The organism is Ligilactobacillus pabuli (assembly GCF_022836475.1).
Classification (GTDB): Bacteria; Bacillota; Bacilli; order Lactobacillales; family Lactobacillaceae; genus Ligilactobacillus; species Ligilactobacillus pabuli.
On the sequence record NZ_BQXH01000001.1, the window covers coordinates 51110 to 77992 of the forward strand.

A 26883-nucleotide genomic window follows, 5' to 3' on the forward strand; every position below is an offset into this window, starting at 1 on the left:
AAAATGACAAAAGAAATTCAATTAGCGGCAAATGAACGCATTGATCAGTTATATGCGAATGAAATTAAAATTATTCAAAGTGCAGAGGTGTTTTCATTTTCTCTAGATGCTGTGTTATTGGCAGATTTTGCTCACCCTGTACTCAAGCAAAGGGGTAAAATCGTCGACCTTTGTGCTGGCAATGGGGCGGTCGGTTTATTTTTAACTAAAAAAACTCGGGCACAGATCACGGAAGTTGAAATTCAACCGCGTTTAATTGACATGGCAAAACGCAGTATTGAGCTCAATGATTTAACCGCTCAAGTGAACACTTTAAACATTGATTTAAAAGATATCTTTCATCAGCTCCATAAGGATTCGGTTGATACAGTTACTTGTAATCCACCATATTTCGCTAATGAACCGACGAGTAAAAAAAATCCGAACCCGTATCTGGCGTTAGCCCGGCATGAAAGCACAGCTTCGCTAGCTGATATTATTGAGGTGATCAGCGGCTTACTAAAAATGGGCGGCAAAATGTATATGGTGCATCGACCAGAACGGTTACAAGAAATCTTTAGTTTACTGGCAAAAAATCGCCTTGTACCCAAAAGAATTCGTTTAGTCTATCCTAAGGCAGGTCGAGAAGCCAACATGGTGTTAATTGAAGCTATTAAGGATGGAAATCCTGGCGGTTTAAGGTTTATTCCACCAGTGACGGTCTATGATGAGCAGGATGAGTATTTACCAGAGGTGAAACGGGTTTTATATGGAACAGAGTAAACAGTATTTTTTTTACGTGTGTTTATGTGCTGATCAGACCTTATATGGCGGGTTTACGACTGACTTGAAACGACGTTTAGAACAGCATAATTCAGGCAAAGGGGCTAAATATACGCGTAACCGCAGACCAGTCAAGATGATTTATCATGAAGAATTTTCCAATAAATCGGCGGCTTTAAAAGCTGAGTATGCTTTTAAACATCAAAGTCGTGCTAAAAAAGAACTGTACTTAAAGCAACATGGTGTTGAGCCAAATATTCTGGTGAACCATTGATGTCATCTTGAATAGTTTGATTTGCTTAAAAGTCGACGGATTTCTAAAAACTCGTTGCAATTAGAGAGATAATCCTTTACAATTAGAAAGGTGCCTTTTTGAGGGCACTCAATTCACACTCTGTACGCTGGGTGAGTAGTGCTTAGTTAATAAGTTCTCATCAAATGAATACAGAGGAGGAAAAAAACTATATTCGGAGGTACTAGTAATGTCAGTTATTACTATGAAGCAATTGCTTGAAGCCGGTGTTCATTTTGGACATCAAACACGTCGTTGGAACCCTAAGATGCAGAAATATATCTTTACAGAACGTAATGGTATCTATATCATCGATTTGCAAAAGACTGTTAAATTAATCGATAAAGCCTACAACTTTATGAAAGAAACAGCCGAAAACAATGGGGTTGTTTTGTTTGTTGGTACAAAGAAGCAAGCACAAGATTCAATCGCTGAAGAAGCAACTCGTGCGGGCCAATACTACGTTAACCATCGTTGGTTAGGTGGAACTTTGACTAACTGGAACACGATCCAATCACGTATCAAACGGTTGAAAGACTTAAAGAAGATGTCTGAAGACGGTACATTTGAAATCTTGCCTAAGAAGGAAGCAGCTAAGTTGACCAAACAAATGGAAAAACTTGAAAAATTCCTTGGCGGGATTGAAGATATGCCACGGATTCCAGATGCTGTCTTTATCGTTGACCCACGCAAAGAAAGAATTGCTGTTAAGGAAGCTCAAAAATTGAACATTCCAATCGTTGCTATGGTTGATACAAACGCTGACCCAGATGAAATCGACGTTAAGATTCCTTCTAACGATGATGCGATCCGTGCCGTTCGTTTGATCACTTCTAAGATGGCTGATGCTGTCATTGAAGCAAACCAAGGCGAAGAAAATGATGAAGTTACCGAAGATACATTCGGCAAAAAAGATGAAAAAGTAGATTCCATCGAAGATATCGTTGAAGCTGTTGAAGGCAACAACGATCACAAAGATGCTGAATAGTTAATTTCAACTTAGACTGTCTCAGATGTAGGGTAAGTTTGCCTGATGGTCTGAGGCAGTTTTTTAAATCAAAGTTATTATAAATATTATTAAGGAGGCCATTGAGTTATGGCAAAGATTTCTGCTTCCCAAGTTAAAGAATTACGCGACAAAACAGGTGTTGGTATGATGGACGCTAAAAAGGCATTGGTTGCTACTGAAGGCGACTTCGAAAAAGCAATTGACTTTTTGCGTGAAAAAGGTATGGCTAAAGCTGCTAAGAAGAGCGACCGTATTGCAGCTGAAGGTTTAGCTAACGTGATTATTTCCGGTAACTCTGCAGTAATCGTTGAAGTTAACGCTGAAACTGACTTCGTTGCTCAAAATGCCCAATTTAAAGATCTTGTTAAGCACATTGGTGAAGTTATCTTAGATAAGAAACCTGCTGATGTTGAAGCTGCTTTGAAAGTTGCAACAGACAAGGGAACTTTGAACGATGACTTGATTGAAGCTACTCAAGTTATTGGTGAAAAAATCAGCTTGCGTCGTTTTGAATTAGTTACAAAAGAAGACGGCGACAACTTTGGTGCATACTTGCACATGGGTGGTTCAATTGCATCATTGGTTGTCCTTGAAGGCGCTGATGAAGCAACTGCTAAAGATGTAGCAATGCACGTTGCAGCTATCAACCCAACTTTCGTTACTCGTGAACAAGTTCCTGCAGAACAAGTTGCTCATGAAAAAGAAGTTTTGACTGAAGAAGCTAAGAACGAAGGTAAGCCTGAAAAAATCATCGAAAAGATGGTTACTGGCCGTTTGAACAAGTACTTTGCTGAAATTACTTTGGATGACCAAGACTTTGTTAAAGATTCTGATCAAACAGTTGGCAAGTACGTTGCTTCTAAGAATGGTTCAGTTAAGAGCTTCGTTCGCTACGAAGTCGGCGAAGGCATGGAAAAGAAACAAGAAGACTTTGCTGCTGACGTTATGTCACAAATTAAATAATTAGTTTACGTTAGGTAATTTGGAAGTAGACCTCGTGGTGCTATTTCAGGTTAGTTAATGTAAGCGAGAGATACTCTGGTTGTTGAAAAACAGCTGGAGTATTTTTTTGATCCAAATAAAAAGCGCCGGTCACTTAATTGGTGAACGACGCTAATCGGACTAATTTTTTAGATTGTTAATGCGAGTGATTGCAGCCATTTTTGTGGAATCAAATGGTTTTGATTCAGACTCCGATCTTCTTTCATAATCACCTGGTCTGCAGCTAAATATTCGGTGAAGTCATGCAGCTCACTTTGTGATAGAGCACAAAGCTGTTTTTGATAAATTAATCCTGTGATCGAGATGGCTTCTGGATGTAAAACTGCCGGGTCAGTAAAAATTTTGTTCGCTGCTAATTGGTGTCTTTGTTCGCTTTGAACTAGTGCACTTTTACTTGTCAGTGGCAAATTTTCAGCTCCGTAAAACTCAGCATACGGATAAAATGCCTGCAGCAACTGTAAATAATTTTTATTCCAAATAATTGGGGTCTGGTTTAACTTAGCAGTTTTATCGTAACGATAGAGTCGTTCCGGATTAAAAGGCGATAACAAAGCTGTTAACGGAGCATTTGCATTGTTTTTAGTGATGAATTTTGTCAGCATTTCTTGCATGCCGTTTTCACTTAATGCATTTTGATTTTTAGTTAAAGGTGAAATTTTTGAACCTAAAACTAGAATATCTAGCTGACTTTGCTGGAAAATTTTTTTCCAACGTTTGATCCGTTTATTATGATTACCATGGGTATAGACTGCATCACAATAACCAACTGTTTTTTCTGGCCCTGTAGCTAACAAGGCAAAACTGCCAAATTGACCATCGTCGTTTGGAAAAGCTGTTAGGCGAATGTCACCAAGTGTTAGTGGATATTGATAAGGAATTATTTTTAACTGGACTTGAGTTTCAGCTAATAATTTAACGGCGATCAGTTTTTGAATTAATTTATAGAATTCAAAAGACACATAAACGTTTTTTTGTTCGTCATAATCGGCTAAAAAATCTAAAGCATCATTATCAAGGTGAGTTAAAATCACATAATCATGTGCTGCCAAAGGATCATGTTCACTAAAGACTGGATCACAAATCACAGTTGTTTCTTGACTACTTAAAGTTAGGTAATTGTTAGACAAACAATCAACCTCCTTTGTAAATGTTAAAGATTTGCGTCGGTTTTAAAGTTCAAAACTGACATATCAGTAGATTCTGTGACTAAATTACTAATTAACTGCTGCATGTTGTCTAGGCCTAATTGTTGGAAGGCAATGCTTTGTTGCGTTAAATATTCTGTACGTTTCTCACCGGATAGTTTTAGTGCCTCTTTGTCACTGGCGTGTAACAAATGACCTAATGCAACATTAGTCTCTTTTTGCGTATCCTTTAAAAAGCCTTGGAGTTCGGTATAATGACCATCTACCAAGACACCCGCTAATTTGTAAACCCAGTAGGCTGAATCAGGACTATACTTTTGCTGGCCGACTTTATAGGCTGGATGGACGTCAGTCGTGCCGGCATAAATCGGAATAAAAATACTTTCGGCTGTCACACCCATTGCTAACCAGTGTAGGCCAGCAATCTCTGTTGGCAAGTCTTGACGGATCTGTAAAATATGAGATTCTTGAGTTTTCGCTAAACTAATTGGGCGGAATTTATGCTTTTGTGCTTCAGTTCCAAAGCCTAAAGGATCATAGGGTGTATCTTGAAAATGAGAAGCTAAAACATATTTAAAATCGTCTAAGCCTAATAAACGGTTAGCTTTGCGAATAAATGGCAGTTCTTGATTCATTGGCTCTTGCTGAATTTCTGGGTTAAAGATTTTTTGACCATACCAAACGCGTGGAGTGCTATAGATCTCGTCTGATAAATCATGGGTACCAAAAATATTTCTAAAGTTAAACCCTTGTGGTTGTGGGTTCAAGTGATTTTCCGCTACAAATTGCTGGATATTGGTGGCAAACATGAAATCATCAGGCTGGTCAAAATTAATTTCTTGAATCGCTAGCTGATTGGCCACAACAGCATAAGAGTCGTCAGGAATTCTTTGAGCGACCCACTGATGACCACTCCCGGTTTCTAGATACCAGACTTCATCTTGGTCAGAAAATAAAATACCGTTGCTTTCACTTGTACCATATTCTTCAATAATTTTGCCTAAACGTGCCACACCTTCACGAGCAGTGTGGATATAAGGCAAAACGACAGTTAACATTGCTTCTTCGCTGATACCGTCTTTAACGAGCGGGTCAAAACTTAAGACTCGTTCATTAGCGTAGGCACTTTCGGTCGCACTCATTGCGACACCGTACTCGTTAATACCGTCTTCTTCAAAGACACCAAACTTGTCAGTCCATTCAGGTGTGGCTGTGTACTTACCCTGAATTTTTGGCAGAGTTAGTTTAAATCCATTGTCTGGTGAAACAAATTCTGGTGCTTGTTCAAACTCTTGGTGAGCATGAATGCGTAAGTGCTTTGGCCAAGCACTTTTAGAATCTTCATTGCGGGCAATAATAGTTGAGCCGTCGATCGTGGCTTTTTTACCAGCTAAAATACTGGTACATGCTGAAAAATCATCGTTGTTAAATGGCATTGCTAGTCTCCTTTAATAAATAGTTCGAGAGTTTTGAGAAAGCTCACAACATATAGGTAAGTCAATTTTAGCATATTTATTTAAAATTGCGGTAGAGTAAGACTTATTTTTATGCAAAAAGCGTGCTAAACGATGATTGCTTTTTAAATGAAAATTCAGTATGATACCAATTAACAAATTAAAAAACAATTTTTGAAGACGAGTGGGAGGGTTTGATTTGTCAAAAGAGTCAACCAGTAAGACAGAAGAACAACTCCAAGTTGGCGGAGTGAATGCATTAAAATTAGCAGCTAATTATGGTACGCCGCTGATAGCCTATGATGTTGGGGCCATTAAACAACAAATTCAGTCATTTAGAGAGGCTTTTATTCGGGCAGGAATTAAGTATCGCATCGTTTATGCTAGTAAGGCATTTTCATCTTTAGCAATGTATCGCTTACTGGCAAATGAAGGTGTAGGCTGCGATGTAGTTTCTGGTGGTGAATTGTACGCCGCTCTAAGAGGCGGGATCTCCCCGGCTATGATTGAATTTCACGGTAATAATAAAACACCAGCTGAACTAGCAGAGGCAATTTCACAAGGAATTGGTTGTATTGTAGTTGATAATTTTTATGAAATTGAACTTTTGGAAAAAATTTGTGAGGCACAGCAGCGGACTGTGAAAGTTAGTCTACGTGTGGCCCCAGGGATTGAGGCTGAGACTCACCAATATATTGCTACGGGACAATCTAACTCTAAGTTTGGCTTTGACCTCGATTCAGGGCAAGCAGAGCAGGCATTAAAGCAGCTATTACACTCCAAGTATTTACAAGTGATCGGTGTCCATTGCCATATTGGTTCACAAATTTTCGCGATTGCCGGTTTTCAAATGGCAGCTGCAAAAATGATTGATGTGTTACAACGGTGGCAGGAAAAATATGCTTTTGAAGCGCAGATCCTTAATCTAGGGGGCGGCTTCGGTATTAAGTACATCACAGCTGATCAACCGCTTAAACCTGCAGAGTTTGTCAGTGCCATTATCACAACTGTCCAACAGGAGGCTCAGAAAAAACACTTGCAGCTTCCTGAAATTTGGATCGAACCCGGACGTTCTCTAGTTGGAGAAGCCGGTACCACACTATATACGGTTGGTTCAACTAAAACAGTGCCTGGAATTTGTAATTTTGTTGCGGTCGACGGTGGAATGGGAGATAATATCCGGCCGGCTTTGTATGGAGCACAATATAGTGCTTATTTGGCTAAAAATCTGCAGGAAAAAGCGACCCAAGTGGCGACAATTGTGGGAAAATATTGTGAATCGGGTGACGTTTTGGTCAAGCAGCAAAAATTACCGGCAGTGCAGGCGGGGGATGTGTTAGCTATCACGTCCACCGGAGCATATGGGTATTCGATGGCTTCTAATTATAACCGAAATGGTCGTCCACCAGTGGTATTTTGCGAATCAGGACATGACAAATTGGTTTTGAAGCGTGAAACATATGCTGATATGTTGTCTTTAGAAGTGGATTAATAAAAAATGCAAACTCTTCCCAAAATCAACTGGGAAATAGTTTGCATTTTTTTTTAGTTTAGTTATTCAGCAAGGTCCAAATGTTCTGTTAAATACTGGGCAATGCCATCGTGATCATTATCAAGCGCTGTGACTTCGTTGGCAAAATCTTTGATCCAAGGGGAAGCATTTTGCATCGCGATCCCTGTACCTGCGTATTTCAACATTTCAATGTCATTTTGTTCGTCACCAAAAGCCAGAATATCTTGGCGGTCAATGTGATAATGGTTTGCTAAAAACTTTAAGCCGACTTTTTTAGTGACATTTTTTGGTGATAATTCAAGAACAGGAGCAGCACCGCCCCAGACACTGACAGTTACGGCTGAATCATATTCCTGCTGTAATCGACGGGTGATTTCTGCTTTTTTAGCAGGATCAACCAACATAGTGATCGCGGAAGGGTCTTGGGTTAAATTCAACCGATTCAAAACTTCCTGTGATCGAGATGCTGCCGGAAAGAAAGGTGAAATTGCACTGTCTGTTGAGTCGGTCAGCTTTAGTCCGCGCCCTTCAGCAGCGATGAGTTCAATTCCCAAACTAGCCTTTGATTTTAAAATATCTAGGACAATTTCTTTTTGAAAGGTGATTTCATATGCTTCGTCCCAGTCTTGGTGAGGCAAATGACCTAAGGCCCCGTTAAAATTGATCATTGGTGTGGTTAAGCCTAATTCATCGTAATAATTAACTGCCATTCGGTCTGAACGACCAGTCACGATTGAAACGATATGGCCGGCTGCAGCAGCTTTTTGTAAAGTTCTTTTTGTGTTTTCTGAAATTTGACTGGCAGAATTTAAGGTCGTGCCATCTAAGTCTAAAGAAATCAGTTTTCGGTTCATCGGTCTAGCCCCCTAAGAATTGTAAATAATAGTTAACAACAATTGTACCATAAACCCGGTAACTCCCAAAGAGATAAAATAAATGACCAACCTTTAGTTAGTGGATCTTAGCGTGATCCGGATGAAAATGTACAATTTAGAGCCTTTAATGTATAATTTAACTATTGAAAATGGAGGGGTTTTAGAAATGATCACTGTTAGTGAAAAGCAACCAAATGGTTTACCTGTACTAGAAGTTATTGATGAGAACCTGATGAATGACAAGCTACCGTTGATTATTTTTTATCATGGTTGGACAAACTGTAAAGAAGTAGTCTTGACGCAAGGGTATGAATTAGCGAAGAAGGGTTATCGGGTACTTTTACCAGAAGCATTGTACCATGGCGTTCGAGCTGAGGGTGAAGTGCGTGAACATGTTCTTTCATTTTGGGAAATCATTTTTAAGTCTGTGACTGAATTTCCGCAGTTAGTTGATTTTTATCAAAAAAAGGATTTAATTAAAGATGACCAGATCGGTGTCGGCGGTTTTTCGATGGGCGGGATCACGACCTGTATGTTAATGGCGGCTTATCCACAAATTACCGGTGGAGTAGTAATTTCCGGAACACCACATCCAGTTGAGTTTGCACAAACTTTATTGCAGGCCTTACCAGCCGATGACCGTTTGACGCCTGAATTTATTGACCAGCAGCTTAGTGGGGTAGCTGCGTATGATCTCGCTTTACATCCAGAAAAGCTAGCCGGTCGGCCACTTCATTTTTGGCATGGTGATGCTGATGACCAAGTTCCATGCAAAATGACGCAGGAGTTTTGTGCAACTGCATCAAAGCAAGTTGAGACACAAAAAGTTAGTTTGCACCTGAGTGCGGGTGCACAACATAAGCTATCTTACGCAGTTACTGAAGAAATGGTTCAGAATTTCCAACAGTATCTCAAATAGGTGAGGAGACGAAGTTAATGGCAGAGCAAGCTAGAACCACCACAGAAATTAAAGAAGATATCTTGGGACGGTTACAAACGGTGATCGACCCAGAGCTAAATATTGACATTGTTAACTTGGGACTGATTTACAATGTTGATCTGCAAACTGATGGTAATTGTCTGATCGAGATGACTTTAACGACAATTGGTTGTCCGTTAACTAATATACTCGCAGATATGGTAGAAGCTGCGCTAAAAGATGTTCCTGAAATTAGCACAGTCGATGTTGATTTTATTTGGGAGCCAGAATGGACCGTTGACCGTATGACACGCTATGCTAAGATGGCGCTGGGCATCCACTAAATTTACAAAGGAGTTTGCAGCATTGTTTAGAAATAGAGCAATTTTAACAATTTTAAATTTCTGTTTGGCTTTTTTGGCGGTCTTTATTTTCTTAGAAATTCAACAACGTGACGTAGTGATCAAGTTGAATAATCATAATTTATCATTAGATACTTATCGGGTAGAATTTAAAGAAAACCTAACAGCTAAAGAAATTGATCAGCGACTAAATGATTCTGCGGAGATCAAAGATGTTCAAGTGCATTACCGTCCGCGTGGTACGAAAAAGATCACATACTTTTTCGGCAAAGGATCATTTGCGACGCCGCCGTTGGTATCGGGCAACTTTTTTTCTAAAAACGATTTTAAATCCGATCTAAGTGTGGCTGTGGTTGGTCAAAAGCTGGCGCCACAACTTTATCAGCCCAAAGACCAACAATATTTGAAATTAAATAATAGGTATATTCCGGTGATTGGTGTGATGGGAGAAAAAATTCCGTCGAATTTAGACCAGCAGATTTTTATTGCACCTTCTCAGAGCAAATTAGCGACAATGAAGGTCCAGGATTATGATGTGATGATCGATGGTGATCAAAAATTAGCGGCACAGGTCTTGAAACAGACATTACCATTAAAAAAATTGGTGAAGATCCATGCTAATCAATTTGTGATGTCACGCTGGGAATGGATGACCAGCCACTGGTTTGAACTGATTGGCTTACTGGCAATTTTTGCGGTAATGTTACTTGAAATCGGCTTGTGGATCGTTTCATCCCGTCAGTTATATCAAGAGGCCTTACGGGCTGGATTACGTTCAGCTCAATTAGCACTGAGTGAATGGCAAAGTTTTTCCCTCTTTAGCGTCTTAGGCTTGCTGGGCGGGAGTTTGATCGGTGCATTAACGTTTAGTTTACAGGATTATGGAGCGTTGATCACGTATTTAGGTGTGGGCTTCGCCATAGTAAGTCTATTGTTTAATCTTTGTGTTAGAAGGAGTATTAAAAAAATTAAATGAAATTACCACAAGAGTTTATCGAAAAGTATACAAAATTACTAGGTGATGAGGCACCAACTTTTCTAGCTAGTTTTGATCAGCCTTCTGAGAAAGGTTTTCGGATCAATCCCTTAAAAAACCAGTTTAGGCAGGTTCAGTATCCGTTGACAGATCCCGTTGAATATACAAAAAGCGGCTATTATGGAACTGTTAGCGGTCGTTCATTAGAACATCAAAGCGGCTATGTGTATAGTCAAGATTTAAGTGCAATGTATGTCGCAGAAAACGTTGATGTTAGGGCAGGAAGTAAGATCTTGGACCTTTGTGCTGCTCCAGGCGGAAAATCGACACAGGTTGCCTCAGCGATGGATAACGATGGCCTATTAGTCTCAAATGAAATCAGCCATTCGCGTGCTAAAATTCTGGCAGAAAATGTTGAACGAATTGGTGCGCGTAATGTCGTGGTTTTGAATGAAACACCTGCTAAACTAGCAGAATCATTTTCCCAATACTTTGATCAAATCTTGGTTGATGCTCCGTGCTCTGGAGAAGGAATGTTCCGCAAAGATCATCAGGCGGTTTCGTATTGGAATGAAGAGTATCCGCATCAATGTTCCGTGCGACAACGAGAAATCCTGACTTCTGCTTTAGAAATGTTGGCTCCAGGCGGGAGTTTGATTTATTCAACTTGTACCTTTGCTCCAGAAGAAGATGAACAAATTATTGCTTGGCTCTTAGAAACATATCCAAGCCTGCAAGTGGCAGAGATTCCACGTTCACAGGGAATGGATCAGGGCCGTCCTGAATTTGCGAATGGCGAACCAAGTTTAGCCAAAACAGTGCGGTTATGGCCTCATCATTTTCGTGGTGATGGACACTTTGTTGCTAAGTTAACTGATAATCGGCAACCGGCAAGCGCTTCAAATGAGCCCAAGAAAAAGAAGAAGGGTAAGAAAAAAACGGTCAAGCATGGCCTGACCGCAGACCAATGGGAGTTATGGAATGATTTTGCTCAAAACTTAGCTGCAAAATTTCAGTTCTCACATGCTGATTTACGTTCATATGGAGATCATTTGTATTTTTATCGGCATGATTGGCCTGACCTTTCAAAATTGAAATTTATGCGTCCAGGGTTGTTATTAGGGGAATTTAAAAAGAAAAGATTTGAACCGTCATATACATTGGCGTTAGCGTTGCATCCTGATGATTATCAACAGACCCTTGAATTTTCACATGAGCAGTGGGCAGCATATGTTCATGGGGACACTGTCCAGTTAACAGAACAGGCACCGAAAGGATGGGCATTACTAATTTGTGAAGATAAACCATTTGCTTTTGGTAAGGTCGTTGGTCAAACTGTTAAAAACTTCTTCCCGAAGGGACTGCGATTTTTAAAAGAACCGCTTTAATTGTATTATACAAAATAAGCTATAATAACGCCACATAAAAAGGCTAACTTTCTGAAATTAAATTCAGAGAGTTAGCCTTTTTGTGTACTACAACTAATGTGTGAGCTGTTGCTGGAAGGCAAGCAGCTTTTCAGATAAAAAGACGTTTTCATGGTGCAAGTCGCTGATCGAGCGACAGCCTAGTAATAACATGATTTTAGCAACTTCAATTTTTAAGTCTTTAATTAATTGATCCAATCCTGCGTCACCTTGTTTGATCAAAGTATGTAGGAATAGGCCAGAGATCCCCACGTTATCTGCACCAAGTACTAAACATTTCACAATATCCAAAGCATTTCTAATACCGCCAGAAGCTGTAATTGAAAAGTTCTCCCGGTATGCTTGGACTGCAAGTAAAGATTTAGCCGTGCTTAATCCGCTATCCGCCATGAAAGAATATTCTTTTCGATGGCGGCGTTGATTTTCGATCGTGACAAAATTGGTACCGCCATGGCCAGCTAGATCAACATATTTGACACCGATTTGTTGCAATTTATTTAATGTCTTTGGTGTTAAACCCATGCCGACTTCTTTGACAATAACCGGAACTGGACATTCGTCAACTAACTGCTTAAGGTTTTCTAACCAATAAAACGAGCGGTCACCTTCAGGCATGACAAGTTCCTGTGCGGGGTTCAGATGAATTTCTAGCGCTTGAGCATTCGTCATAGCGATTGCCTTTAACGCGTGATCAAGGCCGTGTGAGGCTCCTAAGTTCGCTAAAATCATCCCAGTCGGATCATTTTGCCGCACAACCTGAAAGGAAGAGACAGCAGTTGAATCGGCCAGAGCGACGCTTTGAGATCCAGTTGCTAGCGCAAGACCATTTGCGGCGGCGATTTTAGCCAAGCGGGCGTTTAATTTGCCGGTTTCTGGACTGCCGCCTGTCATTGCATTAATAAAGAAAGGAGCTGCAATTGGATAATTTGCTAACTTAGTTGAGATGTCAATTTCGTCTAAGGCTAATTCTGGTAGGCTATCAAACATTAATTGAACCTCATTCAGGTCAGTTTGGGCATTTTCTTGATACTGTTTTTCGGCAATAATAACATGCTCATCTTTTCGGTGGGCCTGAATATTCATGTTAAATCTCCTTTCAGATCAATCGATCACATTGTGGACTTGCAGATTTAATGGTTCAATGTCTGCGTGACGCCATTGAGTGTAAACCTGGTCAGAATCGATGCTGCTGGTTAGAACTGCGATTCCACAGTCACCGCCGCCAGCACCAGAGGATTTAGCAACACCGCCGAAAGATTCGGCAATCTCAATTAGTCGACGTAATTTTGGAGTTTCAAGCTCAAAATTGCTAAAAGCGGCTAAATCATTTAAAATCTTGCGGTTTTGCTGAAGCCCTTCTTGAATTAGAGCCAATGATTTACGATGGAAGCCATGAATGATTTTCTCTAAACAGGCAGTGTTTTCTTGTAAAAAGCGTTGATACTTGGCTTTTTTTTCGGCCTTTTTTAAACCAACCACATCAACTAAATGCGAGGTTGATGCAGGGGAACCAGTCCAACCAATTAGTAGTTTTAAATCAGCTGGCGGGTCTAAAATTTCAATTTTTAATTGCGGCCATTTTAATTCAACTAGCTCGTTCAGCGTATATTCACGTCGAGCCAGTTCTAGCCATTCACGGTCAAAGGAATGGTAGGCGATATAGCCGCCATAGACACTGGCAGCGATGTCGCCTAAAGAACCATTACCTTGGACTTCAAAATGGGCGATTGCTGCTAGTTTGAACAGCTGGTCTTTTGTTACAGATAAATCATAAAAGACACAGAGAGCCTTAACTGTGGCAACTGTGACTGCAGCAGAAGAGCCTAGCCCATATTTTTTGCCATCTGGACTATCAAGTTCACTATCAATACGCAGGTGGTAGCAACACATTTTTTTGCCTAAAGATTGAGCGTACTGTTCGGCAATTTTTATGCCGGAAAGAATATAGTGGAAAGGATTATCGCGGTTATCAAAAATCATTTGATTCCCTTGTCTTTTCCAGTAAATTGATTCTTCTTTATATTGTCGTGAAATAATAGAGCCATAGTCGTGACTTTCTTCTACCGACACATGGACAAATTGGTTTAACGCCACAAGAATGGCGGGGTAACCGGTCTCAACGACGGCGTATTCACCCGCGAGGTAGAGTTTGCCGGGGGCTTTGACCTTAATCAAATAAATCAGACCCTTTCAGGAAAATATTTCTTAATTTTATAGTAATTTAACGTTTGGACCAGCTGCTGCAACCAGCAGGTGATCACTAGGAAAGTAATGGTGCAACTTATCTAATATAACATCAAGGTCCTTATTTTTACAAATTACTTTCACATTCGGACCGGCATCCATTGTGTAATAACAACTGATTCCTGCTGCTCGTAAGTTTTCGACCGCTTGCATCGCGATTAAGCTTTGCGGTTCAAAATAATTAAAGTGCGGGACTGCACTCAAGTTTAAGGCATGCATCCTTAATGCATTACTTTCAGCAATCTCGCCAAAGCGTTGGAAGTCATTATTTTGCATCGCCTGCTTGATTGCTGCAAGATCCTGAGTTGCTGATTTGATCCAAGCTGGGTAAAAGGGTGACGTTTCGACCACCGTTTGCATACCGTGACGAGAAGAAACCTTTTTTGGCAAAGCGTCAACTACGATGGCAATCATTCGTAGATCCCAATCAGTTTGGAAATCTAATGGTTGCGCATATGAACTTTGATCATCTGTTCCTGGGAGCCATTCTGCAAAACCACCAAAAATTGAGCGCGTTGCTGAGCCAGAACCGCGGCGGGCTAAGCGAGAAAGCTCTGTGAGACTAAAGTTCTGTCCTGCAGCCGCAGTTGCAGCTAAGGCTAAAGCAGCATAAGCTGAGGCAGAAGAGGCTAAACCAGCTGCAGTCGGAACATGGTTAGTTGACTTGATCAAAGCATAATTTGAACTCCGTGTTTTTTGACGGACAATATCCATAAAACGGGTAATTTTAGGATCAGCAACTTCTGTGCCGTTCAAGTAAAAAACATCTGCGTTCAAATTAGGCAAGTATTCGACTGATGTGTCTGTGTAAAATTTGTCTAACGTTAATGATAAAGAACCATTCATGGGTAAAATTAACTGTTGATCTTTTTTACCCCAATATTTGATCAAAGCGATATTAGTATGTGCACGTGCTGTTACTGCCGAATTTTGCATGCTGCTCCTCCTGCGTTTGGTGATAGTGGCTGAATCCAATAATTAGTGATCCCGTGTTCTTGTAAGATCGTTGCGAGCTTTTCAGCAACCGTACGATTAGGTGCCAAGTTAATAAAGCAGCCGCCGCAACCTCCGCCAGTTAATTTACTACCTAGAGCACCATTTTGAACTGCGAGTTGGATTAAATGATCAAGGCCAGGTGTACTAACACCAATGGCTTTTAAATGTTGTTGTGCTTGATTCAATGACTGACCCAATCCGACTACGTCATTTTGAGCTAACTGTTCACGAACTTGCAGTGTCAGTTGGCCTAAACCAGACAGGTGTTTTTGTGTGGCAACTGGCGACTGAGCGAGATGGCTTTTAACTAGCTGAATAGCTTTGCTGGTTTGTCCCTTGATCCCACTATCACAAATTAACAAGTAAGCGTCCATATTAATTGGTAAAGGACTTGGTTCATGTCCGCGAATCAACCAAATGGGGTTATCACTGGCAGCAGTAGCAGCATCCAAGCCTGAAGGATTCTTATGGGTATCAGTTTCAGAAATATCCGCTAACCGCAGCGTTTGACTATGGGTCAAATTTAAATGAAATGCGTCATATAAACAGCGGATGATCGCGATGGCGACGGCGGCTGATGAACCCATTCCACGTTCAGCCGGTAAATGACTTTCGATGGTTAAGGTGAAACCGACTTGTTCTTGGTGTTCTTGCTGGAGAATAGTTTTGATCAAATGACCTAACCCAGCCATTTGTGACGGTAGATCCTCAAGTGGTCCATCAAAATATGAACTACGAAGTAACTGTTGGTGATCTTTTCTAAAAGAGAGCCGAGCCTCTGCTTGAATTGTTGTTAAAGGAAGAGCGATTGCTGGCTGGCCATATACAACTGAATGTTCACCAATCAAAATGATTTTTGCATGGCTGTGGCCGCTGCCGTCTGTTCTTCGTTCCATAATTTTCTCTAGACTTCCTCTCAAATGATTTTGGTTATTTTTGAAATAGGTTACAATTAAGCTAGTCTTTACAAAAAGAGTGTAGACTTTAATTGTTTAGCAACATAATTATACATTTTAGCACTGTTTCAGACAATGATAAGTCACCGATTCACTGATTTTTATCCTAAAAACTAGTAAAAATTTAAGTTATATAGTAATTTTGGGGTGACTGTTACCCTTGAAAGAATAGTAATTAAGTGGACAAAAGCCCGTATTACTGGTAATATCAACGATTGTAATGAGTAATTTTAAATTGATCAATTTTTTAAAAGCGGTGAAAAAATGAGCAGCCAACAAATATATGCAGTAGTAGACCTGGAAACGACTGGGACTGCGATCAACGGGACTAATCGAATCATTCAATTTAGTTGTACTTTTGTGCAAAATCAGCAAATTGTCAATGAGTTTTCGACCCTAGTTGATCCCAAGCAACCAATTCCAGCTGAAATTTCGCAGTTAACCAATATTAAAGATAAAGATGTTAGAAAAGCCCCTAGTTTTGAAGAAATAGCAGGGACGGTTTATTCATTGCTGCAAAATACTGTTTTCGTCGCCCATAATATTGCGTTTGATTATAATTTTTTAAGTAGTGAATTAGTACGGGTCGGTTATCCGGAATTAGATCTTCAAGGAATCGATACGGTTCAGTTAGCGCAAATCGTGTTGCCAACCTTGCCATCTTATCGTCTTTCTGATGTTAGTCAATTTTTGGATCTAAAGCACGATCAGCCGCATAATGCAGCTAGTGACGCACAAACAACGGCAGTTTTATTGATCAAATTGCAAAATAAAATTGCGGATTTTCCGGTCACGCTGTTGGAAAAGCTGACACAGATGGGTCGACAACTGGAGTTTGAAACAGGTGACTGTTTTAAGGCAGTGTATGATAAAAAAAGAAAATTAGATAGTAAATTACCAGCGAATTTAATGTCAGTCGGTGGTATTATTTTACAACGACCGGTTTTTTCTAAAGATTCGTTAGCACCATTGGATTACCCAACTAGTTTAGCAGAAAAAGAAAAACTGTTTACTAATTCGATTGAAGTTCGGTCAGCACAAGTCTCTATGATGGATGAAATTGCTGTATTTTTCAATAGTGATGAACAGGTCCGGACAATTGATGCACCGACCGGAATGGGCAAGACTTTAGGTTACCTTTTTCCTGCTGCATATCAAGTGGGACAGGGCAAACAAATCGTGTTGAGCACGGCAACCACGGCCTTACAAAGTCAGTTGCGAGATCATGATTTTCCGTTGCTTAAAGATGTGCTGCCCTTTGGAAATTCAATAGTTTCTTTAAAAGGAATGCAGCATTTTATCGACTTAGAACGTTTTATTCGTTCTTTAAAAAAATCGCAAAATTCACATACAAATGTGCTGCAGATGCGGATCTTAGTGTGGCTAATGCAAACTAAAACCGGTGACTTTGATGAGCTGCACATCACTAAAATGCAAGATCCAATTTTTAGTGAAATCAGACATCACGGAATTGAAAACCTTGACCGGGAAAGTCCATTTTATGCGGTTGATTTTTTAAGACGGCAAAAAGCTGCAGAAAAAAATGCTGATTTTATTTTAACTAATCATGCTTATCTTAGTCATCATGTTGCCGAGTTAGCAGGACCGCAGCGAATATTGATCGTAGATGAAGCACAGCATTTGGCTGAAATGACGCGTAAAAGTAACCGGCGTGTTTTAGATTTAGATGAGATCAAAATTTTGGCGGATTCATTGTTAGTCAAACTGCAATCCCATGAAAGCTATTCTTTTGTTGATTTAGTGGACGCCAATGTTTTGACAGCTGCTGAATTCAAGGAACTAGTTAAATTAACTCGGGTGATCGATTTTACGACGCCACAACTTTCCAGTGAATTTGAGGGTAGATTCGTAAGAAAAATTCAGCCCGATGAATATTACGAAAAATTGATCGAGCCAATGAAAATGCGCGGCTTTATTAAAGCCCACTTGGCGGAATTTACAGCGGTTGCCAAAGCTTACCGCAAATTAAACCAGGCTAATCGCAGGCTATATCAGAATTATGTCATGCAAACCGAGAATTTGCATCTCAGTTCAGTGCAAAGACGATTATTAGATAATTACTTTACACTCACGGATTCATTGGAGAAAGAGTTACGTAACTGGGAACTATTTGATTTAGACCAGCTGGAAGCCTTATTTGAAAATCAGCTGATCTGGTTAACAAAATCAGGTGTTCCAGGTGCTCATTTACGGTTGAATAGCGGTTTAATGGAGACAAAAGGTTTCTTGCAAGAACAAATTTATTCGGCGTTTGAACACACCTTATTGATTGGAGCGAGTTTGTCAGCTGGATCGATTAATGATTATGTGCGTAATAGTCTGGATCTACCAGCAGATTCCAAAATTTCAGGCTTTCAATCAGCCTTTAATTATGAAAAACAGGTTCAAGCACTAGTGGCTGCAGATGCACCTGATGTAGGTCAGGTCGATTACCGGGATTACTGTGAGTATTTGGCAGAGACCATCGCACAAATTAGTGAGGCTGTTCCACGTCAGACCCTAGTCTTATTTAATTCGTTACAAACGATTGAAGATGTTTACCATTTGTTACAGCATAAGAAAATTACCAATATGCGTAATGTATTGGCACAAGGAATTTCTGGCGGAGTAGAGAAAGTTAAAAAGAGGTTTATCATGGACCATGACCACCATGCCTTATTATTAGGGACTGGTAGTTTTTGGGAGGGAATCGACTTACCCCAGGATGATTTGGAATTGCTGATCATCACACGTTTACCATTTCAACCTGTAGCATCGGTGGTGAATCAGGCACGTTATCACCGGGTTGAACAGCTTGGTGAAAATCCGTTTTCTAAAATTGCCTTGCCAGAGGCAGTTTTGAAGTTGAATCAAGGTTTTGGACGGCTCATTCGCACTCCACAGGACCGAGGCGCGTTTGTGTTACTAGATTCGCGGATCTTAACTAAGAAATACGGGGTAGTTTTTGAAAAGGCACTCCCACAAGGCGTAGACCTTAAACAGATCTCCAGCCAAGAAATTCCCGCAGATTTACAAACTTTTTTTAAAAACGATCCGCGCTAACTTTAATCCATTTCCAATGATTGGTATAATAGCTAATATTAGGGATTAAATGAGCTGGATAACAGTCAACAAGGACAGGATAAAAATGAATAAAAATCATCGCCGCAAGTACAAAATTTGGTGGACTGTAGTTTTAGTCATCGTACTAGCCCTCGTCGTTTTCTTTCGCGGGGCTTTTGGTCCACGTCAAGAAAATGAACAAAAAGCCGTTGCCGTGGCAGAAAAATATGCTCATCTCAGTCATAAGTCCAATTACTATGAATTCAGTCGAGCGGGAAAAGAATATCACACGGTAGAAGGAACTAATCGTACTGGTGAAAAAATTTATGCCATTGTTTCGGCGAATAATCGGCGGATCAATGTGTTTGCAGCTAACAAGGGGTTAACTGCTAAACAAGTTTCTGCACAGATAGTGCAACAAAGAAAGCCGAAAAGAATCTTACACGTTGCTTTAGGGATGGACCAACAGGGCAAACAGCCGGTCTGGGAAGTGACCTATTTGAATCAAAGTGGGAATCTATGCTATTCGCTGGTAGAATTTAAAACAGGTACAGTCACCAAAGAAATTCAAAATTTATGATATGATAGGGGAATGATTTAAATGCAATTTGCGCAACGAGTACTAGACTTGCAGCCGTCAGCAACAATTGCTTTATCTGAGCAAGCTAAAAAGCTCAGTGCTCAAGGAGTTGACGTGATCAACTTAACAACAGGAGAGCCGGATTTTGCTACACCTGAGTTGATCAAGCAGGCTGCAATCAAGGCCATCGAGGCTGATCAAGCTAATTCATATACTTCAGCTAGCGGGATCCCCGCATTAAAGCAAGGAATTGCCGCGCAAGTTAACCAACAATATGGGACAACTTTTACAGCTGCTAATGTGGCGGTAACTACTGGGGCTAAGCTTGGGCTATATTTATTGGGCCAAGCTTTGCTTGATCAAGGCGATGAAGTTTTGATCCCAGTTCCGTTTTGGGTCAGTTATGGGGAACAAGTCAAGTTAGCTGGCGGCCGTCCAGTCTTTGTTCAACCACAAAATGCGTCTGGTAAAGTTGATGTGGCTGCTTTAAATCAAGTTGTTTCAGCTAAAACTAAATTATTGATTTTGAACTCACCTCAGAATCCATCAGGCTTAGTTTATTCTAAAGATGAACTGCAAGAAATTGGAGAATGGGCAGTCAGTCATGACATTATCATTTTAACTGATGATATCTATCGTGATTTAGTTTATAATCAAACTGAGTTTCATTCGACCTTGGAATTAACAGGAGCAATCGCCAAGCAAACAATCTTAGTCAGCGGCTTTTCTAAGTCATACGCAATGACTGGTTGGCGTGTCGGCTATGTTGTTGGAGCGCAAGCGTTAATTTCTAAGGTGAATGCTTTACTTGGACAAACCACTAGTAATTTGACGGCGGTCAGTCAATACGCCGCTTTAGGAGCCCTTGATCTACCACAAGCACAGATCGAAGAAATGCGCAGTAGTTATGAACAGCGGTTAAATCATTTTTATCCGCAAATTGCTGCGATCCCTGGTTTTTCTTTCCCAGTTAAACCACAAGGGGCATTTTATTTCTTTCCTGATGTACGTGAAGCTTTAAAAATGACGGGAATCGCAACAACAACTGAGTTTGCTGCGCAGCTGTTGGCTGAGGCACATGTCGCACTTGTCCCTGGAGAAGCTTTTGGTCAACCTGGATTTGTCCGGTTAACTTACGCTGCAGATGAGACTAGTTTGACAGAATGTGTTGCGCGTCTGAATCAATTTATGAAATTACATATGTAGGAGGAGAAGTTCGTGGAAACTATTAGTATTATTGATGCAAAAAACCACGTTGATCAAAAAGTAAAGATCGGCGTCTGGTTAACTAACAAACGTTCGAGCGGGAAAATTGCTTTCTTGCAATTACGCGATGGTTCAGCATATTTTCAGGGAGTTGTCGTTAAAAGTAATGTAACACCTGAAACTTTTGAATTAGCCAAAGAGGTCAAACAAGAAACAAGTATGTATGTCACAGGAACGATTCATGAAGATTCACGTTCCCATTTTGGTTATGAAATTGAAATTGAAGCAATTGAAATCGTTGGTGTCAGTGAAGATTATCCTATTACACCGAAAGAACACGGGACTGATTTCTTGATGGATCACCGTCATTTATGGCTACGGTCCAAAAAACAGTTTGCAAATATGCAAATCAGAAATGAAATCACCCGGGCAACGATTGAATTTTTCAGCCAAGAAGGTTTTATTAAATTTGATGCGCCAATTTTAACCGGAAGTGCACCTGAAGGAACTACCGAATTATTCCATACTGAATATTTTGACAAGGATGCTTATTTATCTCAATCCGGACAGCTATATGCTGAAGCCGGTGCGATGGCGTTTGGCAAAGTGTATACTTTTGGCCCAACTTTTAGAGCTGAAAAGTCTAAAACACGGCGTCATTTGATTGAATTCTGGATGATCGAACCTGAAATGGCTTTTATGCACCAGGAAGAAAGCTTAGAAATTCAGGAACGTTATATTGCATTCTTGGTTCAAAATGTTTTGGATCATTGTGACTATGCGCTAACTTTATTGGGTAGAGATAAGGAATTGTTACAAGGCTATACTAAGCTGCCTTACCCACGAATTTCTTACGATGAAGCAATTCAGCTTTTGCAAGATTCTGGCGAGTTTGATGGCCTTGAATGGGGTGCCGATTTTGGTTCACCAGAAGAAACTTATTTAGCTAATCATTTTAGCCAACCAGTCTTTGTAGTGAACTATCCTAAGGCAATTAAGCCATTTTACATGAAACCACATGCAACTCGAGATGATTTAGTGGTTTGTGCTGATTTATTGGCACCAGAAGGTTATGGCGAAATTATTGGCGGTTCAGAACGTGCAACTGACCCTGACTATTTGGAAGCTCAAATTAAAAAGGCCGGTTTAAACGAAAAAGATTACCAGTGGTATCTAGACTTACGCAGATACGGTAGTGTTCCTCATTCTGGTTTTGGTTTAGGCTTAGAACGAATGGTAACTTGGATCAGCGGTGAAGATCATATTCGTGAGGCAATTCCATTCCCACGGATGTTAAACCGGATTTACCCATAAAAATTATAGGAATGGTCGCATTGTGTGCGAACCATTCTTTTTTTAGAATTTGATTAGGAGAATTAAGAAAATTAAGTTAAAATATGCGTAATAAAAAAATAACAGTTTCAAGCAAATTTGCAGGATCCGCGGATCATTGGTATCGATTTAATCAGACGATTTTGTCATTAAAGGCGGAGGCTCGATGGTCGAGCGGTTCTGCTTTGTACGGCTCGCTAAATCTGGGGAGGAATCAGCGTGGAACAAATTTTTACGGAGTTCATTAAGCAAGGACAGATGACTGTGTCCAATATGGTTTTAAGGCACTACTCGCAATTAGGGTTAACTAACGATGAATTTATTTTGTTTCTTCAAATCTCCAGCAGTTTACAAGCAGGTAACGATTTTCCAGACTTGGAATTGATTGCAGGAAGAATGGGAGTTAAAACGACAGAGGTTTATGACCTAGTGCACCAGTTGTTAGCTAAAAAACTGCTGACGATCGAACCTGTGAGTGAAAGTGATGGTAAGCAGCATGACCAGTACAGCTTTGAACTCTTATATCGTAAATTGGTAGTACTTGCAGAGCAGGCACAGCAAAAGGAAACAACTCATAATGCAGCCTTTGAAAAATCTCAGGTCTATAATCAAATTGAAGAAGAGTTTGGTCATCCGTTGTCACCGATTGAAATGGAAACAATTGATTCGTGGCTGAAAAAAGATAAATATACACCAGAATTGATCAATGCAGCTTTACGAGAGGCAGTGTTAGGGCGAGCATATAGTTTGAAGTATATGGATCGAGTCTTATTAAATTGGGAGAAGAAAAATATTCGGACCGCTGCGGATGTGGAAGAATTTCAAACAAAACGCAGGCAAGGCTTAGCAGGAGCCGATAACAAGCAAGGCACCAAAGAGCAGGGCAATGCTAATAAAATTAAAATTCCGTTGTATAAGTGGTCTGAACAACCAAACCACCACGACAAATAAGCACAAAAAAAGAAACTCCAAATTTTGGGGTTTCTTTTTTTGATACTTTACTTATTGTCCCTGAGTTGTTTCAGCCGAAGAAGCAGGGCTGGAAGAATTCTCAGGCTCACTATCAGGAGTAGAGACTGATGATGATGGAACAGTTGAGCTGGTTTCTGGCACAGACGATTGAGTTGGTTCACTGCTGGAGCTAGGCTCTTCACTACTTTCGTCTTCACTGCTCTCTTCTTCAGAACTAGAGCTAGAACTAGAGCTAGAACTTGAAGAAGAACTTGAACTGCTCTTTTCTTTTTCTTTGATGATATTTGCATCAGGAGCACCCGCGAGGTAAAGCTCTTGGACGCCGTTGACTTGTTTGGTTAAGACGTTACTTGGCCGCGTCCAGTCGCTGTTAGTCTTGCCTTGAGCAATATAAGACATAATTGATTGGTAAGCCAGCTGTGCCAGACGAGTGGACATGGAATCGAGATAGTTGGTTCCTTGGTATGGATGGTCATAGCCAACCCACACAGAGATCGAATAGTTTTTAGTATAACCATTAAACCAAGAATCCATCGAAACATCAGCTGGGAATTTACCAGCAATATCATCAGGATAAGCGTTGGTCCCGGTTTTTCCGGCCTGGTATAAACCAGGGATCTGTGCTCGGGTCCCAGAACCCATTGGCGAATTGATGACGCCTTTTAACATGTCAGTAATCATGTAAGCAGTGGATGATTCCATAACATGCTTACCTTGGCTGGAATAGTCATGAACTTGACCATCAGCTGTTTGGATTCGGTTGATATATTCTGGTTTGTAATAGGTCCCACCATTGGCGAATGCTGCGTAAGCTGCGGCATTTTGCAAGGTTGACGATGGGAGGCCGATCCCATTTTGGGTTTCTAATTCTTTTTTATATTTAAAACCTAACTTACTAATGAAGTTTTGCGATTTAGATAATCCAACGGATAATAACGTCTTAATTGCAGGAACGTTTCGTGACTGGACCAAAGCATCGCGCATCGTCATTTCACCCTTGTACTGATTATCAAAGTCCCGTAACTGAATGTTTGTTCCAGGATAGGTGTATTTATCATCCTTTAGTGAATGGTATGTGGCCCAGTTCAAATATTCAATTGCTGGGGCGTAATCCATCAGCGGCTTAGCGGTTGAACCGTTAGTCCGATCAGTTTGCACAGCACGATTTAAGCCATAGGTGACATTCCCGGTTTTTCTTCCACCCAACATTGCAACAACTTTACCATTATTAGGGTTCACGATAGTTGAAGCAATTTGTAATTTATTGTCTGGGAAGTAAACATAGTCATTAGAATTAGCAATGTTATACAAACGTTTTTGAATATTCATATCTAAATTAGTATAGATTTTCAACTGTGAACCATAGGGATCATAACCTTTTTTCTTAACCTCTGTGATGACTTGTTTAATGTAGGGGTCTGAAATTTTAGCTTTGTTGTTTTTTTGTTCGTTTTGGTGAACAGGTAACAAACCTTGATCGATTTTTTCAGCCTTGGCAGCGGTCAAATCAGCTTGGGAAATCTTTTTGTTCTTATACATTGCGTCTAAAACTTCATTTCTACGAGCTAAGGCCAGCTGGCTGTTGGAATAAGGATTATATTGCGATGGTGCATTAGGTATTCCAGCAATTAAAGCCGTTTGGGCTAAATCGAGGTCTTTGACACTCTTACCATAGTAAAATTTAGCGGCTGTTTGCATCCCGTATGAACTGTAACCCATGAAAACCTTGTTAACATAGAAGGTTAAGATCTGATTTTTAGAATAAGTTTGATCAAGTTTCCGTGCTAACCAAGCTTCTTGCGCTTTACGTTTTAAAGTTTGGTCAGACTTCTTGGTTGAAAAGAAGGCCAATTTGATCAATTGTTGGTCTAAGGTACTCCCGCCTTGCAGCCCATTAGAAGAATGAGTCAGGTTAGCAAATGCTGCCCCAAAAGTTCGTTTAATGTCTACACCTTGATGCTGATAAAAACGTCGGTCTTCAATAGAAGTGACAGCATCTTTCAGTTGCTGAGGTACTTCGTTTGGCTTAAGCGCAACTGCATTTTGTGAGCCTAAGTCGAGGATCTTTTTATTGGCAGAATCGTACAAGACGGTAGCACCCGGATTTTTTAAGTTTTCTTCATTTAATGCCGGAGCGGTTCTGGCATAAGAAAAGAACAGGGTGGCTGCCGCTGCGATCGCGACTACCGCTAATAAGAATAATGACCAGAAAATTTTAGCAAAAAGATGTCTTTTTTTGCGTGGATGTGCTGGTCGTTTATTTTGTTGCTGTTGCTTGCGTTGTTGAACACGCGAATAGTTTGAATCTTGTTTACTCATGATAAACATAAACTCCTTTAGTTAAGGCAAATTTATTTTTTTGATCAGTTGATCGACGCCCTGAAGGTAGGGCAGACGGGGACTGATCTGATAGTTGATCAAATAACTTTCTCGCTTGATTTGCTCGTATGGAATCGATTTACGTCCGGACTCTTGATTATCCCAGTAAGCAAATAATATCTGCGAAGGCATCACATAAATTTCTTGACGGACAACAAATTTAACAATTGTAAAGCAAATTCCCTGCTGTTGAACACAGGCTTTCATATGTTTAATTTGATGGTCATGAAAGTTACTGAGTGGAAAAGAAGACCGATTTCGTGTTTCTTTAGCCTCAAAATCAATGTAGTGTCCGTGATAAACACCGTTATAATCTGTGGTAGAAGCTTGCTTAAAGTAGGCTTCCTTAATTACAGCGGCACTTCGTTTAGGATAATTAACATTAACGATTTGAATGGGGATCGGCTTTTTGTGAATCACTGCTTGGCCAGTTTCCAGATAATATTTGTTACTCAGATTAATTTCTTGTTCGAGTGACATCCCACGATTGCCATAAATGACATTGCCATTTGTCGGAGCAGTGCGAAAGTTTGATTTCGGCTGAGCCGTGAACTGATCGCGAAATGAATTGCCATTTGGATAGTTTTTGATCATTTATTTCACACTCCTATGCGCTTAATTATAGCAACTCAGTGGTTTATAAGCAAAGTTTGAAATTGTTTTTTAGTAAGATTATACTAAGTGTTAATGAGCAACTGCAGCTGAGCAGTCAATCTACTAGAGCGAATCACTGGCCAGTGCTAGATTAACGCTGGCCTTGTGGGGGAAATGGAGGAGTTAATTTGCGCCTATGGGTCACCGGCTATCGGTCTTACGAGTTGAGTATCTTTAATGATCAAGATCCAAAACAAACTGTGATTAAGCAAGCTATCAAAAATAGTCTACAAGAATATCTTGACCGCGGGTTAACTTGGGTGCTAACTGGTGGTCAGCTGGGAGTTGAACAGTGGACGGTTCAGGTGGTCCATGAATTGCAAGCGGACTATCCTGAACTCAAAGTTGCAATGTTATTACCGTTTGCTGATTTTGGCAATAATTGGCGCCCGGAAAAACAGGCACAATTACTAACTTTGAAAGAGCAGGCCGATTTTTTAGGTGAAGTTAGCCGACAGCCATACCGTGCGCCACAGCAATTAAAAAACTGGCAAAATTTTATGTTACAACATACAGAAGCAGCTGTCATGGTGTATGATCCGGAACATCCGGGAAAATCCAAATTTGATTATCAGGCTGCAATGAAATATCAAGAAAAAAATGACTATCAATTAGAAACTTTAGATATGTTTACTTTACAAGATACTGCAGATTTAATGGCAGAAGAACAATTATTAGACTAAAAATGGTTTTTAGTAGCTAATTTGAGGCATTTTAGGGTAAAATTAAAGAGATTTACTAAAACCCCTTGAAATTCTCAACTAA

24 protein-coding genes are annotated in these 26883 nt (G+C 40.2%); 15 read left to right on the forward strand and 9 right to left on the reverse strand.

Annotated elements, in window-relative coordinates; genetic code table 11:
- Positions 1 to 3: 3 nt before the first annotated feature.
- From LPAF129_RS00265 to tsf, 4 genes are all read left to right on the forward strand, one after another.
- Positions 4 to 762, forward strand: a complete 759-nt coding sequence (locus LPAF129_RS00265) for a tRNA1(Val) (adenine(37)-N6)-methyltransferase (protein ID WP_244053833.1) — start codon at positions 4 to 6, stop codon at positions 760 to 762.
- Positions 749 to 1036 (forward strand): GIY-YIG nuclease family protein, encoded by a 288-nt coding sequence (locus LPAF129_RS00270; protein ID WP_244053835.1) that lies wholly within the window; start codon positions 749 to 751, stop codon positions 1034 to 1036. Before LPAF129_RS00265 ends, LPAF129_RS00270 begins: the two co-directional genes overlap by 14 nt.
- Before the next feature lie 208 nt (positions 1037 to 1244).
- Positions 1245 to 2042 carry a 30S ribosomal protein S2 gene (rpsB, locus tag LPAF129_RS00275; RefSeq protein WP_244053837.1) on the forward strand — a complete coding sequence of 266 codons (798 nt, stop codon included), beginning with the start codon at positions 1245 to 1247 and terminating at the stop codon, positions 2040 to 2042.
- 108 nt (positions 2043 to 2150) lie between these two features.
- Positions 2151 to 3026, forward strand: coding sequence for a translation elongation factor Ts (gene tsf, locus LPAF129_RS00280; protein WP_244053840.1), 876 nt, complete (start codon positions 2151 to 2153; stop codon positions 3024 to 3026).
- A gap of 167 nt (positions 3027 to 3193) precedes the next feature.
- Here the strand turns inward: tsf and LPAF129_RS00285 are convergent, their stop codons facing one another.
- Together LPAF129_RS00285 and LPAF129_RS00290 are read right to left on the reverse strand one after the other, a co-directional pair.
- On the reverse strand, positions 3194 to 4192 hold the full coding sequence (locus LPAF129_RS00285) for an MBL fold metallo-hydrolase (RefSeq protein ID WP_244053843.1): 999 nt from the start codon (positions 4190 to 4192) through the stop codon (positions 3194 to 3196).
- 23 nt (positions 4193 to 4215) lie between these two features.
- Positions 4216 to 5646 (reverse strand): C69 family dipeptidase, encoded by a 1431-nt coding sequence (locus tag LPAF129_RS00290; protein ID WP_244053845.1) that lies wholly within the window; start codon positions 5644 to 5646, stop codon positions 4216 to 4218.
- 217 nt (positions 5647 to 5863) lie between these two features.
- Here LPAF129_RS00290 and lysA point away from each other — a divergent pair, with 217 nt between their 5' ends.
- Positions 5864 to 7156, forward strand: coding sequence for a diaminopimelate decarboxylase (gene lysA / locus LPAF129_RS00295; protein WP_244053847.1), 1293 nt, complete (start codon positions 5864 to 5866; stop codon positions 7154 to 7156).
- A 62-nt stretch (positions 7157 to 7218) separates the two neighbouring features.
- On the opposite strand, the gene LPAF129_RS00300 is transcribed toward lysA, so the two are convergent.
- Positions 7219 to 8031 carry a Cof-type HAD-IIB family hydrolase gene (locus LPAF129_RS00300; protein ID WP_244053849.1) on the reverse strand — a complete coding sequence of 271 codons (813 nt, stop codon included), beginning with the start codon at positions 8029 to 8031 and terminating at the stop codon, positions 7219 to 7221.
- A 187-nt stretch (positions 8032 to 8218) separates the two neighbouring features.
- Here LPAF129_RS00300 and LPAF129_RS00305 point away from each other — a divergent pair, with 187 nt between their 5' ends.
- Genes LPAF129_RS00305 through LPAF129_RS00320 form a run of 4 tightly spaced genes read left to right on the forward strand, consistent with a single transcriptional unit; the run spans position 8219 to position 11697 of the window.
- Positions 8219 to 8971, forward strand: coding sequence for an alpha/beta fold hydrolase (locus LPAF129_RS00305; RefSeq protein ID WP_244053851.1), 753 nt, complete (start codon positions 8219 to 8221; stop codon positions 8969 to 8971).
- 17 nt (positions 8972 to 8988) lie between these two features.
- The gene (locus LPAF129_RS00310) at positions 8989 to 9315 is read left to right on the forward strand and encodes a metal-sulfur cluster assembly factor (protein ID WP_244053854.1); all 327 of its coding nucleotides are present in this window, start codon (positions 8989 to 8991) and stop codon (positions 9313 to 9315) included.
- Between the two features lie 22 nt (positions 9316 to 9337).
- A complete protein-coding gene (locus tag LPAF129_RS00315; protein ID WP_244053856.1) occupies positions 9338 to 10309 on the forward strand; it encodes an ABC transporter permease in 972 nt (323 codons plus the stop codon).
- On the forward strand, positions 10306 to 11697 hold the full coding sequence (locus tag LPAF129_RS00320) for an RsmF rRNA methyltransferase first C-terminal domain-containing protein (RefSeq protein WP_244053858.1): 1392 nt from the start codon (positions 10306 to 10308) through the stop codon (positions 11695 to 11697). The genes LPAF129_RS00315 and LPAF129_RS00320 overlap by 4 nt, the downstream gene beginning before the upstream one ends.
- Before the next feature lie 93 nt (positions 11698 to 11790).
- Here LPAF129_RS00320 and fni read toward each other — a convergent pair whose 3' ends face one another.
- From fni to mvk, 4 genes are read right to left on the reverse strand one after another with little or no spacing between them, the layout of a single operon-like run.
- Positions 11791 to 12819 (reverse strand): type 2 isopentenyl-diphosphate Delta-isomerase, encoded by a 1029-nt coding sequence (gene fni, locus LPAF129_RS00325; RefSeq protein ID WP_244053861.1) that lies wholly within the window; start codon positions 12817 to 12819, stop codon positions 11791 to 11793.
- Between the two features lie 18 nt (positions 12820 to 12837).
- Positions 12838 to 13911 (reverse strand): phosphomevalonate kinase, encoded by a 1074-nt coding sequence (locus tag LPAF129_RS00330; RefSeq protein ID WP_244053866.1) that lies wholly within the window; start codon positions 13909 to 13911, stop codon positions 12838 to 12840.
- 36 nt (positions 13912 to 13947) lie between these two features.
- Positions 13948 to 14916: a diphosphomevalonate decarboxylase gene (gene mvaD, locus LPAF129_RS00335; RefSeq protein WP_244053867.1), complete on the reverse strand. Its 969-nt coding sequence runs from the start codon at positions 14914 to 14916 to the stop codon at positions 13948 to 13950.
- Positions 14898 to 15872 carry a mevalonate kinase gene (gene mvk, locus LPAF129_RS00340; protein WP_244053870.1) on the reverse strand — a complete coding sequence of 325 codons (975 nt, stop codon included), beginning with the start codon at positions 15870 to 15872 and terminating at the stop codon, positions 14898 to 14900. The genes mvaD and mvk overlap by 19 nt, the downstream gene beginning before the upstream one ends.
- A gap of 324 nt (positions 15873 to 16196) precedes the next feature.
- Here mvk and dinG point away from each other — a divergent pair, with 324 nt between their 5' ends.
- The 5 genes from dinG (at position 16197) to LPAF129_RS00365 (ending at position 23064) form a co-directional block, all read left to right on the forward strand.
- Positions 16197 to 18995 carry a helicase C-terminal domain-containing protein gene (dinG, locus tag LPAF129_RS00345; RefSeq protein ID WP_244053873.1) on the forward strand — a complete coding sequence of 933 codons (2799 nt, stop codon included), beginning with the start codon at positions 16197 to 16199 and terminating at the stop codon, positions 18993 to 18995.
- Positions 18996 to 19080: 85 nt separating this feature from the next.
- Positions 19081 to 19575, forward strand: coding sequence for a cell wall elongation regulator TseB-like domain-containing protein (locus LPAF129_RS00350; protein WP_244053875.1), 495 nt, complete (start codon positions 19081 to 19083; stop codon positions 19573 to 19575).
- A 21-nt stretch (positions 19576 to 19596) separates the two neighbouring features.
- The gene (locus LPAF129_RS00355; protein ID WP_244053877.1) at positions 19597 to 20781 is read left to right on the forward strand and encodes a pyridoxal phosphate-dependent aminotransferase; all 1185 of its coding nucleotides are present in this window, start codon (positions 19597 to 19599) and stop codon (positions 20779 to 20781) included.
- A gap of 12 nt (positions 20782 to 20793) precedes the next feature.
- Positions 20794 to 22095: an asparagine--tRNA ligase gene (asnS, locus tag LPAF129_RS00360; protein WP_244053880.1), complete on the forward strand. Its 1302-nt coding sequence runs from the start codon at positions 20794 to 20796 to the stop codon at positions 22093 to 22095.
- A 237-nt stretch (positions 22096 to 22332) separates the two neighbouring features.
- Positions 22333 to 23064 carry a DnaD domain protein gene (locus LPAF129_RS00365; protein ID WP_244053882.1) on the forward strand — a complete coding sequence of 244 codons (732 nt, stop codon included), beginning with the start codon at positions 22333 to 22335 and terminating at the stop codon, positions 23062 to 23064.
- A gap of 51 nt (positions 23065 to 23115) precedes the next feature.
- Here LPAF129_RS00365 and LPAF129_RS00370 read toward each other — a convergent pair whose 3' ends face one another.
- Both LPAF129_RS00370 and recU read right to left on the reverse strand, forming a co-directional pair.
- Positions 23116 to 25404 (reverse strand): transglycosylase domain-containing protein, encoded by a 2289-nt coding sequence (locus LPAF129_RS00370; RefSeq protein WP_244053884.1) that lies wholly within the window; start codon positions 25402 to 25404, stop codon positions 23116 to 23118.
- Positions 25405 to 25425: 21 nt separating this feature from the next.
- A complete protein-coding gene (gene recU / locus LPAF129_RS00375; RefSeq protein ID WP_244053886.1) occupies positions 25426 to 26058 on the reverse strand; it encodes a Holliday junction resolvase RecU in 633 nt (210 codons plus the stop codon).
- Positions 26059 to 26246: 188 nt separating this feature from the next.
- On the opposite strand from recU, the gene LPAF129_RS00380 reads away from it, so the two are divergent.
- Positions 26247 to 26801 carry an SLOG family protein gene (locus LPAF129_RS00380; RefSeq protein ID WP_244053888.1) on the forward strand — a complete coding sequence of 185 codons (555 nt, stop codon included), beginning with the start codon at positions 26247 to 26249 and terminating at the stop codon, positions 26799 to 26801.
- Positions 26802 to 26883 lie beyond the last annotated feature (82 nt).

Excerpts from the sequence above, each read along its gene's own strand:
- LPAF129_RS00265 (WP_244053833.1), top strand. The coding sequence starts at position 4 with ATGACAAAAGAAATTCAATTAGCGGCAAATGAACGCATTGATCAGTTA.
- LPAF129_RS00270 (WP_244053835.1), top strand. The coding sequence starts at position 749 with ATGGAACAGAGTAAACAGTATTTTTTTTACGTGTGTTTATGTGCTGAT.
- rpsB (WP_244053837.1), top strand. The coding sequence starts at position 1,245 with ATGTCAGTTATTACTATGAAGCAATTGCTTGAAGCCGGTGTTCATTTT.
- tsf (WP_244053840.1), top strand. The coding sequence starts at position 2,151 with ATGGCAAAGATTTCTGCTTCCCAAGTTAAAGAATTACGCGACAAAACA.
- LPAF129_RS00290 (WP_244053845.1), bottom strand. The coding sequence starts at position 5,646 with ATGCCATTTAACAACGATGATTTTTCAGCATGTACCAGTATTTTAGCT.
- LPAF129_RS00300 (WP_244053849.1), bottom strand. The coding sequence starts at position 8,031 with ATGAACCGAAAACTGATTTCTTTAGACTTAGATGGCACGACCTTAAAT.
- LPAF129_RS00305 (WP_244053851.1), top strand. The coding sequence starts at position 8,219 with ATGATCACTGTTAGTGAAAAGCAACCAAATGGTTTACCTGTACTAGAA.
- LPAF129_RS00310 (WP_244053854.1), top strand. The coding sequence starts at position 8,989 with ATGGCAGAGCAAGCTAGAACCACCACAGAAATTAAAGAAGATATCTTG.
- LPAF129_RS00320 (WP_244053858.1), top strand. The coding sequence starts at position 10,306 with ATGAAATTACCACAAGAGTTTATCGAAAAGTATACAAAATTACTAGGT.
- fni (WP_244053861.1), bottom strand. The coding sequence starts at position 12,819 with ATGAATATTCAGGCCCACCGAAAAGATGAGCATGTTATTATTGCCGAA.
- mvaD (WP_244053867.1), bottom strand. The coding sequence starts at position 14,916 with ATGCAAAATTCGGCAGTAACAGCACGTGCACATACTAATATCGCTTTG.
- mvk (WP_244053870.1), bottom strand. The coding sequence starts at position 15,872 with ATGGAACGAAGAACAGACGGCAGCGGCCACAGCCATGCAAAAATCATT.
- dinG (WP_244053873.1), top strand. The coding sequence starts at position 16,197 with ATGAGCAGCCAACAAATATATGCAGTAGTAGACCTGGAAACGACTGGG.
- LPAF129_RS00350 (WP_244053875.1), top strand. The coding sequence starts at position 19,081 with ATGAATAAAAATCATCGCCGCAAGTACAAAATTTGGTGGACTGTAGTT.
- LPAF129_RS00355 (WP_244053877.1), top strand. The coding sequence starts at position 19,597 with ATGCAATTTGCGCAACGAGTACTAGACTTGCAGCCGTCAGCAACAATT.
- LPAF129_RS00370 (WP_244053884.1), bottom strand. The coding sequence starts at position 25,404 with ATGAGTAAACAAGATTCAAACTATTCGCGTGTTCAACAACGCAAGCAA.
- recU (WP_244053886.1), bottom strand. The coding sequence starts at position 26,058 with ATGATCAAAAACTATCCAAATGGCAATTCATTTCGCGATCAGTTCACG.